We start from the raw sequence: 12,087 nt of genomic DNA on the forward strand, positions 1-12,087 counted from the left end.
TACATGAACCGCAGGGTTTGGCTCAGCTGGCGACAGCCTGTTTGCGCTCGCGCCAGGCCATGATCAGCCAGACGGCAGTGACGCCAGCGAACTTCGAGGCCAATGCGGTGATGATCACCGGTGGCGTCATCAGGTCGATCATGCCGAAAAAGATGAAGGTATCGAGGGGAATGCTCAGCGCCGAACTGATCCACAGGCGGTCGCGCAGCGGCCGTTTGGTGATGCTGAAGACCAGCCAGTCGATGCATTCGGAGATCGCAAACGCCGTGGCGCTGGCCAGGGCGATGGAAGGATCCGAGGTGACGTAGGACAACACCAGCGCCACCAGCATCGCCACGATGGCACCGTGGCCGAAACGGGTTTGCACCATGTCGCGCAACACGAACACCAATCCGCCCCAGGCCGACCAGATGATGTCCAGGTGTGGCGCGGTGGAGAAGGCGAAGTTGATCAGCACGACGCTGCTGATGTAGGCGATGAGGAAAATCATGGCGGCGACCTGGGAAATTGGCGCACAGGTTACTTGAGGAGGAGAGTTCGGCCAAGTCGATCGAAAATTGTATACACGCGTATTGGCAAGCGAACTACCTGTGGCGAGGGAGCTTGCTCCCGCCGGGCTGCGCAGCAGTCCCTGCTTTCAAGAGCAAAAGAGGGGGCGCTTCGCGACCCAGCGGGAGCAAGCTCCCTCGCCACAAAAGCACTTCAACCAATATCTCAGCGCTTGGCCGGGATCATCCACACCAACCCACTCGCTTTCGCCCGCTCATGACACAAGCCGAGCACCACCCGCCGCTCGTCGTTGGTCATGCGGCCCCAGCGGGTGATCTCCGCGACCGTGCGCTGGCAGCCGGTGCAGATATCATCCTCATCCAGCGCACAGATATTCACGCACGGCGAGGCAACCGGTCTTTCGGGCGTGTTCATGCTTCCTGCTCTACCAGATCACGCGCATAGCGCTGGGAATTGTGCACATAGTGCGCGGCGCTGGCTTCGAGCATTTTCTTCTGTGGCTCGGTCAGTTCACGCACGACCTTGCCCGGCGACCCCATCACCAGCGAGCCATCGGGGATTTCCTTGCCTTCGCCGATCAGCGAATTGGCGCCGATGATGCAGTTCTTGCCGATTTTCGCGCCGTTGAGGATCACCGCGTTGATGCCAATCAGGCTGTAGTCGCCAACGGTGCAGCCATGCAGCATGGCGTTATGGCCGATGGTCACGCCGGTGCCGATGGTCAGCGGATAGCCCATGTCGGTGTGCATCACCGTGCCATCCTGGACGTTGCTGTTCTTGCCGATCAGGATCAGCTCGTTGTCGCCGCGCAGCACGGCGTTGAACCAGACGTTGGCGCCTTCTTCCAGCTTGACCTTGCCCACCAGCACGGCATTGGGTGCAACCCAGCTCTGTGGATGGGTCTCGACGCGGGCGTCGCCCAGGCGGTATTTCATCTTGTTTTCCTCAGGGCTCACGATGACGGGCCATTCGAGCGATGGCTTCAGGTGTTGATATAGCTTTTGGGCGGGTGATGCAGGCTGATCTGTTCGTCATAGAGCAGATTGATCAGCTCGACAATCATGATAGCGGTCAATCCCCAGATCTTGAATTCGCCGTAACGATAACTCGGCACGTACCAGCTGCGGCCCTGATAATCGATACGATGCGTATGCTCACGCGGGTCTTTGCGGAAGAACTCCAACGGCACGTTGAAGACGGCAGCGATCTCGGCATCGTTGGCCTGGTATTCGACAAAGTCCGGAATCACCCCGACATACGGCGTGACCTTGATGCCATGCAGGGAGATCAGCGGGCTGAGCGGGCCGATGACTTCGACCAGCCCCGGTGGCAGGCCGATTTCTTCTTCGGCTTCGCGTAAGGCGGTGAAAATCAGGTCGGGGTCTTCGGGGTCGCGGCGACCGCCGGGAAAGGCCACTTCGCCGCCATGGGTCGAGAGGCCGCTGGCCCGCAGGGTCAGCACCAGCTCGGGCTCGTCACTGCGGGTGATCGGCACCAGAACAGCGGCCTCGGGGAAACGTTTATCGGTCTCCAGCGTGCGCGGTGTGTGGTTGCTTACCCTATGCAGTAGCTCGTCCAGCATGAGTGTTCTCGATCTGTGCCTTACCCTGCATCATGCACCAATCATTGCAGCCGCCCAAGCCCTTCGCCGGGCCATGTCGCGAAACGACAACTTGCCGACCGACACCGCTGCGCGCCAAGATAGGCGCAGCATTCAGGAACCCCAGCATGAAATTTTGCAGCCAGTGCGGCAACCCGGTGACCCAGCGCATTCCCGAAGGCGACTCGCGACTGCGATTTGTCTGTGACAGCTGTCAGACCATTCACTATCAAAACCCCAATATCGTCGCCGGTTGCGTCGCGACCTGGGGTCGCCAGGTGCTGCTCTGCCGCCGTGCCATCGAACCACGCCTGGGTTACTGGACGCTGCCCGCCGGCTTCATGGAAAACGGCGAGACCATCGAACAGGCCGCGATCCGCGAAACCGCCGAGGAAGCCTGCGCCCGAGTGCGCAATCTGAGCATCTATACCCTGATCGATGTGCCGCACATCAGCCAGGTGCATGTGTTCTTTCGCGCCGAACTGGCCGACCTGGACTTCGCGGCCGGCCCCGAAAGCCTCGAAGTGCAACTATTCGACGAAGCCGACATTCCCTGGGACGAGCTGGCTTTCCGCACCGTGGGGCGTACCTTAGAATGTTTCTTCGCTGATCGCCGCGCCGAAAACTACCCGGTTCGCTCCGAATCGATTCCGCCGCTGGCTCAGCCTGCCATTAGCTGACTCAAAAAATCCAAAGATCAAAAGATCAAAAGATCGCAGCCTTCGGCAGCTCCTACACTTAACGTTGCGTCACTCTTTGGGGAATTGTTTCAATGCGCTGGTTGTTTGCTCTGTTTTGCCTGTCATTCGTCTCAGTCTCCCAAGCGTCCTTCGTGACCACCGTGACGCCGTCGAACACCCCGCTGATCGAAAAAATCCTGGTGCTCAAATCGGCGCATCAACTGCAGTTGATCGCCGACGGCAAGCCGATCAAGACCTATCGGATTTCCCTGGGCAAGGGCGCGAAAAAAGGTCCGAAACTGATTGAAGGCGACAAACGTACCCCGGAAGGCTTTTATTGGATCGACTGGCGCAAGGTCAGCGAGAAATTCAACCTGGCGATGCACATCTCCTACCCGAACATCAGCGACTCGGCCCGCGCCCGCCGCGAAGGCGTCGAGCCTGGCGGGATGATCATGATTCACGGCACGCCGGATTCGGAAGAAACCCCCGAAGACCTGTTCCACACTCTGGACTGGACCGACGGCTGCATCGCCATGCGCAACATGGACATGCGTGAAGTCTGGGGTCTGGTGCCGGACGGCACGATGATCGAGATTCGTCCTTAACGACTGACCACTGGTCACCTGAAAAAAATAAATCAAAAGATCGCAGCCTGCGGCAGCTCCTACAGGGTTGATACCACTTCCCACTGCAGGAGCTGCCGCAGGCTGCGATCTTTTGCTTTTTACAGCCCACCCCTAATACCACTTCAAACCACAAACCCCGAAACCCGCCATTTCATTGGGCTACACGCCAATTCACTGCGTTGACATGGTATTCAAGTGGTATTAATTTCCGCCCCACAAGCGAGCCACAACAATCCTATACTCGCGTCGGAAATGACCTACATGAACGACCTCCAGGCCCTACGCCCAGATGACTCCCAGCCGACGCCGCTGTACCTGCAGCTGGCGCGCAATCTGGAATCGGCGATCCATTCCGGGCAATGGAAGGCCGAGCAGGCCATGCCCTCCGAGCGCAACCTCAGCGAGCAACTCGGGATCTCCCGGGTCACCGCGCGCAAGGCGCTGGAAGTGCTGCTCGATCAAGGTCTGATCCGCCGCCTGCAAGGTTCCGGCACCTTCATCACCCCCCGTCTGGAACAACCGCTGTCACGCCTCTCGGGCTTCAGCGAAATGCTTCGCCTCAAGGGCTTCGTCCCCAGCTCACAGTGGCTGGAGCGCGAAATCACCCTGCCGACTCACGAAGAACTGATCCGCCTGAGCCTGTCGCCGAACGACAAGGTGGCGCGCATGAAACGCCTGCGCAAGGCCGACGACACCGTTATGGCCATCGAGATGAGCACCCTGCCCGCCTCGATCATGCCCAAGCCGCACCTGGTCGGCGATTCGCTCTACGAGTACCTCGACGGCATCGGCAAACCGATCGTCCGCGCCCTGCAGCATATTCAGGCGATCAACGCCTCGGACGAGTTCGCCGCACTGGTCGGCATCGCCCCCGGCACCGCCATGCTGCTGATGACCCGGGTCGGCTATCTGGAAGACAACACGCCGATCGAAGTCACCGACACCTATTGCCGCAACGACTACTACGACTTTGTTGCAGAGCTTCGCCGCTGACCGGCAGCCAGGCCAAACGAGAGAAGCAAAATGTCCGAAGACAACATCCTCACCGCCAGCGGCTGGGTTCGCGGCCGGCTGATTCACGAACACGGCAAAGTCGTGTCGATCGAAGGCGTGCCCTGCGATCCGGCCGAGAATGACCTGCCGTACCTGCTGCCGGGTTTCATCGACCTGCACGTCCACGGCGGTGGTGGCAAAGACATCATGGAAGGCGCCAGCGCCTTCGAAACCATCACCAAAACCCACGTGCGCTTCGGCACCACTTCACTGCTGGCCACCACCATGACCGCGCCGAGCGCCGAGATTTCCAGCGTGCTGAAAGAGGTCGGCGAGTTCTGCGAACAGCGTCCGCAAGGTGCCGCCCGCGTCCTTGGTGTGCATCTGGAAGGTCCGTACATCAACCCCGGCAAACTCGGCGCGCAACCGAATTTCGCCCACACCGCGTTGATGGCCGAAGTCGAGCAATACCTCGCGCTGGCGCCGATCCGGGTGATCACCATCGCTCCGGAAATCGCCGGCCACGACGGGTTGATTCGTGAACTGAGCAGCCGCGGCATCCGCATGCAGATCGGCCACACCCTCGGCAGCTACGAGGAAGGCGTTGCCGCCCTCGATGCCGGCGCGACCAGTTTCACCCATTTGTACAACGCCATGAGCCCGCTGCATCACCGCGAGCCGGGCATCGTCGGCGCCGCGTTGGCCCACGCCAAATTCGCCGAGCTGATCCCGGACTTGTTGCACGTGCACCCCGGCGCGATCCGCGTGGCGCTGCGTTCGATCCCGTGCCTGTACTGCGTCACCGATTCGACCGCCGCCGCCGGCATGCCCGACGGTGAATACAAGCTCGGCAGTCACACCGTGACCAAATGCCTGGGTGGCGTGCGCCTGCCCGACGGCACGCTGGCCGGCAGCACCCTGACCATGGATCAGGCCCTGCGCAACCTGGTGAAGATCGGATTGCCGATCGCCGAGGCCTCGCAACGTCTTTCGCAATTCCCCGCCGACTACCTCGGCATCACCGAACGCGGGCGCCTCGAACCGGGCGCCTGGGCCGACTGCGTGCGGCTGGATCGCTCACTCACACTGACCGCCGTCATGGTCGAAGGAGAAGACATTGACTTCAAAAATGCTTGAAGAGGCGCTGTCCTCGTTCGAGGCCGTGCAAGCCCAACTGCAACAGCTCGACCCGCAGATGATCGAGATCGCCGGGCGCCTGCGCCGCCAGCCGCCGCAAGTGGCGATGACCGTTGCGCGCGGCAGCTCCGACCACGCGGCGAGCTACTTCGCCTACCTGACCATGCAGCAACTGGGGGTACCGGTGGCGTCGTTGCCGATGTCGGTGGTGACCATGCAGCAGGCGCCGTTGAAGGTCAGCGGTCAGGTCGCGTTCGCGTTCTCGCAATCGGGGCAAAGCCCGGATCTGGTCAACAGCCTGCGTCTGCTGCGCAAGCGTGGCGCGCTGAGCGTGTCGATGGTCAACGCCGCCGATTCGCCACTGGAAGCGGCGTGTGAATTCAGTCTGCCGCTGCTCGCCGGCACCGAAAGCAGCGTCGCCGCGACCAAGAGTTTCATCGCCACCCTCAGCGCCAGCGCCCGCCTGATCGCGCACTGGAAAGAAGACCGCGAACTGCTGGAAGCGCACAACGCCCTGCCCGAAGGTCTGCGCGAAGCGGCAAAACAGGACTGGAGCACCGCGATCGACGCCTTGCGCGACTGTGAACGGCTGATGGTCATCGGCCGTGGCGCCGGTTTTGCCATCGCCCAAGAGGCCGCGCTGAAGTTCAAGGAAACCTCGGCGATTCAGGCCGAAGCGTTCAGCAGCGCCGAAGTCCGTCACGGCCCGATGGCGCTGATCGACGCGCATTACCCGCTGCTGGTATTCGCCCCGCGCGGTGCCGAACAGGCCGGCCTGATCAGTCTTGCGGCAGAGATGCGTCAACGCGGTGCCCGTGTGCTGCTCGCGGCACCGGACGACATTCTCGAACGCGACCTGACCCTGAGCCGCGCCGAACACCCGGCCCTCGACCCGATTCTGGCGATCCAGAGCTTCTACGTGATGGCCGCCGGCCTGGCCGTGGCTCGCGGCATGGACCCGGATCAGCCGCGTCACCTGAGCAAAGTGACCCGTACGCACTAAGTCCGAATGACTGCACACCTGATGAGACCGAGCCATGCACAACAACAATAAAGAGCTGACCCTCAGCGCCCCGCTCAGCGGCCCGGTGCTCACGCTCGCCAAAGTCCCGGACGCGGTGTTCGCCAGTGGCGCGATGGGCGACGGCATCGCCATCGACCCGTTGAATGACACTCTGTATTCGCCGTGCGCCGGGCTGATCATCCACGTCGCGCGCACCGGGCACGCGTTGACAGTACGCGCCGACAACGGCGCGGAAATCCTTCTGCACCTGGGCCTCGACACCGTTGAACTGAACGGCGAAGGCTTCTCGATGCTGGTCAAGGACGGCACCCGTGTCAGCAAGGGGCAGCCGTTGTTGCGCTACGACCTGGACAAGGTCGGCCAGCAATGCAAAAGCCTGGTCAGCCTGTTGATCCTGACCAACAGTCAAGACTTCGAGGTTCGCCCGATCACCCTCAAAGCGGTGAAGGTCGGCGACCCGTTGCTGCACATCATTGCCCGCAACAGTGCGGCAGTGAATGTTGAGGAACCTGGCGGGACTGAGGTGCATGGGCAGGTGTCGGTGGCGCATCGTGGCGGTTTGCATGCACGCCCGGCCGCGCTGATTCGGCAGACTGCACAAGGTTTCAAAAGCCACTCGCAGTTGCACTTCGCCGGCAAATCGGCGCCGTGCAACAGCCTGATCGGGCTGATGGGCCTGGCGGTTGGCGAACAGGATGAGGTGCACGTCAGTTGTCAGGGGCCGGATGCCGAAGCAGCGTTGCAAGCGTTGCTCAGCGCGTTGGCCACGGCGCTGCCGGATGATCATCACGCGGCGGCGCCGGTCAGTGTTGCCACTCTTAAGCGCCCGCCCGAGGCTGGCGTGTTGCACGGAGTATGTGCTGCGCCGGGACTGGTTGGCGGGCCGCTGTTTCGCCTGAACACGATCAGTTTGCCGGCGGATGCGGGCAATCATGATCCGCTGCAGCAACAGCAGGTGCTCGACGCGGCGCTGAATCAGGTGCGCAGCGAAATCGACGGCACCCTCGCGCAAGCGAAAAAACACAAGAATGTCGACGAAGAGGCGATCTTCGCCGCGCATCTGGCGCTGCTCGAAGACCCGGCCCTGCTCGACGCTGCGCAGCATTCCATCGTTCAAGGCGCAGCGGCGACTCACGCCTGGAGCCAGTCGATCGATGCCCAGTGCGAGGTGCTGCAACGCACCGGCAGCGCGCTGCTGGCCGAACGGGCCAATGACCTGCGCGACCTCAAGCAACGGGTGCTGCGCGCCGTGCTCGGCGAAGCCTGGCATTACGAGGTGCCGGCCGGCGCCATCGTTGCTGCGCATGAACTGACGCCGTCGGATCTGCTGCAACTCAGCGCGCAAGGTGTCGCGGGATTGTGCATGGCCGAAGGCGGCGCGACCTCGCATGTGGCGATTCTGGCGCGCGGCAAAGGTCTGCCGTGCCTGGTTGCACTGGGCGCCGCTTTACTCGATCAAGCACAAGGTCAGTCGGTGGTGCTGGATGCCGATGGCGGTCGCCTCGAACTGAAGCCAAATGCCGAGCGTCTGGCCGAAGTGCAGCAGGCGCAAATCGAGCGTCAGCAACGCCGCGATGCGCAACAGAAAAAGGCCCACCTGCCCGCCGAAACCCGCAATGGCGTGGTCATCGAAGTGGTCGCCAATGTTGCCTCCAGCCATGAGGCGGCAGACGCCTTTGCCAACGGCGCCGATGGCGTCGGCCTGCTGCGAACCGAGTTTCTGTTCGTCGACCGGCAGACCGCGCCGGACGTCGAAGAGCAGCGCTCTGCCTATCAAGCGGTGCTCGATGCCATGGGTGAACATTCGGTGATCATCCGCACCATCGACGTCGGCGGCGACAAGCAACTCGACTACCTGCCGCTGCCTGCCGAAGCCAACCCGGTACTCGGCTTGCGTGGCATTCGTCTGGCTCAGGCCCGTCCGGAAATCCTCGATCAACAACTGCGCGCACTGCTGCAAGTCAGCCCGCTGCGCCGCTGCCGGATCCTGCTGCCGATGGTCACCGAAGTCGACGAACTGCTGCACATTCGTCAACGCGTCGATGCGTTGTGCCTGGAACTGAACATCAGCCAGCGCCCGGAAATCGGCGTGATGATCGAAGTCCCCGCCGCCGCGCTGCAAGCCGAACAACTCGCCGAGCACGCCGACTTCCTCTCGATCGGCACCAACGATCTGTCGCAATACACCCTGGCCATGGACCGCGACCATGCCGGCCTCGCCGCCCGGGTCGATGCCTTGCACCCGGCGCTGCTGCGCCTGATCGCCATGACCTGCGCAGGCGCGGCAGTGCACAAGCGCTGGGTCGGCGTGTGCGGCGCCCTCGCCTCCGACCCGCTCGCGACGCCGGTACTGATCGGCCTGGGCGTGACGGAACTGTCGGTCAGCCCGGTGCAGATCGGTGAAATCAAGGACCGCGTGCGCCAGTTGCACGAGGCCGAATGCCAACGCCTCAGCCTCGACCTGTTGAAACTCAACAGCGCCGCTGCGGTACGTCACGCCTGCCACCAGCATTGGCCTCTGCACTAACAACAAGCTCTCTATAAAGAGCAGGGAGAACCACCATGTACCAACTCTTCATCGAAGGCCTGCAACGCCTCGGCCGCGCGCTGATGCTGCCGATCGCGATCCTGCCGATTGCCGGCCTGCTGCTGCGTCTGGGTGACACCGACCTTTTAAACATCGCGATCATTCACGACGCCGGGCAAGTGATCTTCGCCAACCTGGCGATGATCTTCGCCATCGGCATCGCTGTCGGGTTTGCCAAGGACAACAACGGCACCGCAGGCCTGGCCGGGGTGATCGGTTACCTGGTGATGATCTCCACCCTCAAGGTGCTCGACGCGAGCATCAACATGGGCATGCTCGCCGGGATCGTCAGCGGCCTGATGGCCGGCGCGCTGTACAACCGCTTCAAGGACATCAAGCTGCCGGAGTACCTGGCGTTCTTCGGCGGCCGGCGCTTCGTGCCGATCGTCACCGGGTTCGCAGCCGTCGGGCTGGGCGTGGTGTTCGGCTACATCTGGCCGCCGATCCAGCACGGCATCAATGCCTTCGGCGCGCTGATGATGGAAAGCGGCAGCATTGGCGCGTTCGTCTTCGGCGTGTTCAACCGCCTGCTGATCGTTACCGGCCTGCACCACATCCTCAACAACATGGCGTGGTTCGTGTTCGGCAACTTCACCGATCCGACCACCGGTGCACTGGTCACCGGCGATCTGTCACGCTACTTCGCCGGCGATCCGAAGGGCGGCCAGTTCATGACCGGCATGTTCCCGATGATGAGTCTTCGGTCTGCCTGCTGCGTGCCTGGCGATGTACCGCAACGCGCTGCCGGAGCGGCGCAAGGTCATGGGCGGGATCTTCCTGTCGATGGCCCTGACCTCGTTTTTAACGGGCGTGACCGAGCCAATCGAATTCGCCTTCATGTTCCTCGCCCCGCTGCTGTATCTGCTGCATGCGCTGCTGACCGGCCTGTCGATGGCGATCACCAATGCGCTGAACATTCACCTGGGTTTCACCTTCTCCGGCGGCTTCATCGACATGGTGCTCGGTTGGGGGCGCTCGACCAATGGCTGGCTGGTGATTCCGGTCGGGCTGGCTTACGCCGTGGTGTATTACGCGGTGTTTGATTTCTGCATTCGTCGCTTCAATTTGAAGACGCCGGGTCGTGAGGATGTGGCCGCCACCGAGAAGTCAGTGCTCACGGAAAACGAACGTGCCGCTGCGTACATCAAGGCCTTGGGCGGTGCCGAGAATCTGCTTACCGTGGGCGCCTGCACGACTCGTCTGCGCCTGGAAATGGTCGATCGCAACAAGGCATCCGATGCGGATTTGAAAGCGCTGGGCGCGATGGCCGTGGTACGCCCGGGCAAGGGCGGCAGCTTGCAGGTGGTGGTTGGGCCATTGGCCGACAGCATCGCCGACGAAATCCGGCTCGCGATGCCAGCGCTGGGGCGTGCGTTGGTGGCTACGCCTACGGTGGTGGTCGAGGAATCGAAAGCTGCATTCGTCGCTGCACCGGAAGCCCAGCAATGGCTGACAGCACTGGGTGGTAGCGAGAATGTGCTGCAGCTGGACTGCATCGCCCTGACCCGCATTCGCCTGCAACTGGCCGATGGTAAAGCGCTTTCCGAGGCTCAGTTGAAAGAGCTGGGTTGCCAGGGTGTAAGCCCGTTGGAAGGTGGGGTCTGGCACTTGTTGATTGGCGAGAAAGCCGCGAGTTTGAGTGGGGCGATTGAGGCGTTGGTTAATCGCAGTGAGGTCAGCGCCAAAGTCTGACCCCACACATCACCCATGTAGGAGCTGCCGCAGGCTGCGATCTTTTGATTTTGCTTTTTACAATCATAAGCAAAGATCAAAAGATCGCAGCCTCGTTTCACTCGACAGCTCCTACATGGAAGCTATCTTTCCCAAGAATCAGGTCGCCATCGCTGACGAGCCAGGCTCCCACAGGTTGGGCAAAGTTCTCAAAATCGTACACGACGTTGTGGAAGCAAGCCTACTGGCGATCAACGATGTCGCGTTGTCAGGTTTGTGGATCGACCCGGTCCAGCGCGCGGTTTACCGCCAGTTCGGCGAGCATGACGATTTGCTGGATCGCCAGTGCGTTGCTGCGTTGCAGGCCGCTGAGTTCGCTGGCGAAGTTGCTGGCCATGGCACTGGCGCAGGCCAACGATTCGTAGGCGTGGGCTAGCAGGGTTTCGGTGTCGATGCTGGGGTTGACCAGGAACATTGTGCTGGGCTGATGCGCCTGAGCGGGTTGCTGGGTGAAGTAGAAATCGACAGCGCGCTTGATGGCTTCACGGTCTTTCGTCAGGTCTTCGACGCGGATGGCGTCGACGGGTGGTGCTGTGGTTTTGTGGGGTGGGTCGGGGATCAGTTTGTCCATCGAACAAGTCCTTTTAAGTGTTGTAGCCACTTGATCCCGATCTCACTCGGAGAAGAGGTGGCAGCCATGTACGGAGTGAGATTACCGGTAAGGACCCCAAATCCGGCCGGACCGAAGTCCGCCCGTACATAGCCGCCATAAGGAATTGCTGACAGCGAAAGCTGGCCGCAATTATGGGGGCACTTGTCTGGGGATCCAAATCGGGTATCTCACCTCCCGGTCGCTGAATTGGCAGCGACAGACGAAGCCTAGAGACCGGACGTCCGAGGGACAACCTGAAAATCTTGTGGGAAGGTTCTGGTAATTCCACACACTCTTAAACACAAAACATCTCGTGTAGGAGCTGCCGAAGGCTGCGATCTTTTGATCTGCCCTTTGCCTGTAAAAAACCAAAGTCAAAAGATCGCAGCCTTCGGCAGCTCCTACAGGTGAGTACTGCACCAGATAGAAATTGGTCGGCTTTCAGGCCGCCATCGCTGGCAAGCCAGCTCCACAATGGATTGGGGGTATTCAATTGGAGAACGGTTGGCTGGCAGGGCGCCTTCGCCGGCAAGCCAGCTCCCATATTTTTAACTTGTGAACACCGCCATGCGGCGAAGCCGCCCCACTCCAGGATGAGCGCAAG

11 protein-coding genes and 1 pseudogene are annotated in these 12,087 nt (G+C 61.5%); 7 read left to right on the plus strand and 5 right to left on the minus strand.

From position 1 onward, the window contains the following. Positions 1-22: 22 nt before the first annotated feature. The 4 genes from B1722_RS09005 to B1722_RS09020 all read right to left on the minus strand — a co-directional run bounded on the left by B1722_RS09005 (position 23) and on the right by B1722_RS09020 (position 2,092). On the minus strand, positions 23-490 hold the full coding sequence (locus B1722_RS09005) for a preQ0 transporter (RefSeq protein ID WP_086792211.1): 468 nt from the start codon (positions 488-490) through the stop codon (positions 23-25). A gap of 224 nt (positions 491-714) precedes the next feature. Beyond that, positions 715-924 carry a DUF1289 domain-containing protein gene (locus B1722_RS09010; RefSeq protein ID WP_007967801.1) on the minus strand — a complete coding sequence of 70 codons (210 nt, stop codon included), beginning with the start codon at positions 922-924 and terminating at the stop codon, positions 715-717. Further along, positions 921-1,445 carry a gamma carbonic anhydrase family protein gene (locus tag B1722_RS09015; protein WP_084321873.1) on the minus strand — a complete coding sequence of 175 codons (525 nt, stop codon included), beginning with the start codon at positions 1,443-1,445 and terminating at the stop codon, positions 921-923. The genes B1722_RS09010 and B1722_RS09015 overlap by 4 nt, the downstream gene beginning before the upstream one ends. A gap of 47 nt (positions 1,446-1,492) precedes the next feature. Next, positions 1,493-2,092 (minus strand): CoA pyrophosphatase, encoded by a 600-nt coding sequence (locus B1722_RS09020; protein ID WP_007967803.1) that lies wholly within the window; start codon positions 2,090-2,092, stop codon positions 1,493-1,495. A 146-nt stretch (positions 2,093-2,238) separates the two neighbouring features. Between B1722_RS09020 and B1722_RS09025 the strand changes: the two genes are divergently transcribed. The 7 genes and pseudogenes from B1722_RS09025 to nagE all read left to right on the plus strand — a co-directional run bounded on the left by B1722_RS09025 (position 2,239) and on the right by nagE (position 10,852). Beyond that, positions 2,239-2,790, plus strand: coding sequence for an NUDIX hydrolase (locus B1722_RS09025; protein WP_041063112.1), 552 nt, complete (start codon positions 2,239-2,241; stop codon positions 2,788-2,790). 92 nt (positions 2,791-2,882) lie between these two features. Continuing rightward, positions 2,883-3,398 (plus strand): murein L,D-transpeptidase family protein, encoded by a 516-nt coding sequence (locus tag B1722_RS09030; RefSeq protein WP_041063109.1) that lies wholly within the window; start codon positions 2,883-2,885, stop codon positions 3,396-3,398. Between the two features lie 282 nt (positions 3,399-3,680). Then, positions 3,681-4,412 (plus strand): GntR family transcriptional regulator, encoded by a 732-nt coding sequence (locus tag B1722_RS09035; protein ID WP_027610964.1) that lies wholly within the window; start codon positions 3,681-3,683, stop codon positions 4,410-4,412. Between the two features lie 30 nt (positions 4,413-4,442). Beyond that, positions 4,443-5,549, plus strand: coding sequence for an N-acetylglucosamine-6-phosphate deacetylase (nagA, locus tag B1722_RS09040; RefSeq protein ID WP_041063102.1), 1,107 nt, complete (start codon positions 4,443-4,445; stop codon positions 5,547-5,549). Then, positions 5,542-6,552, plus strand: coding sequence for an SIS domain-containing protein (locus B1722_RS09045; RefSeq protein WP_041063098.1), 1,011 nt, complete (start codon positions 5,542-5,544; stop codon positions 6,550-6,552). The genes nagA and B1722_RS09045 overlap by 8 nt, the downstream gene beginning before the upstream one ends. 34 nt (positions 6,553-6,586) lie before the next feature. Beyond that, entirely contained in the window at positions 6,587-9,100 is a 2,514-nt protein-coding gene (gene ptsP, locus B1722_RS09050; protein ID WP_041063095.1) for a phosphoenolpyruvate--protein phosphotransferase, read from the plus strand. A gap of 35 nt (positions 9,101-9,135) precedes the next feature. Beyond that, positions 9,136-10,852, plus strand: a pseudogene (gene nagE, locus B1722_RS09055) (N-acetylglucosamine-specific PTS transporter subunit IIBC). 247 nt (positions 10,853-11,099) lie between these two features. On the opposite strand, the gene B1722_RS09060 reads toward nagE, so the two are convergent. Further along, complete coding sequence (locus tag B1722_RS09060; RefSeq protein ID WP_041063089.1) at positions 11,100-11,462, minus strand: DUF6124 family protein; 363 nt, start codon at positions 11,460-11,462, stop codon at positions 11,100-11,102. Positions 11,463-12,087 lie beyond the last annotated feature (625 nt).

The sequence above is a fragment of the Pseudomonas sp. SCPG-7 genome (assembly GCF_002156405.1).
Taxonomy (GTDB): domain Bacteria; phylum Pseudomonadota; class Gammaproteobacteria; order Pseudomonadales; family Pseudomonadaceae; genus Aquipseudomonas; species Aquipseudomonas parakoreensis.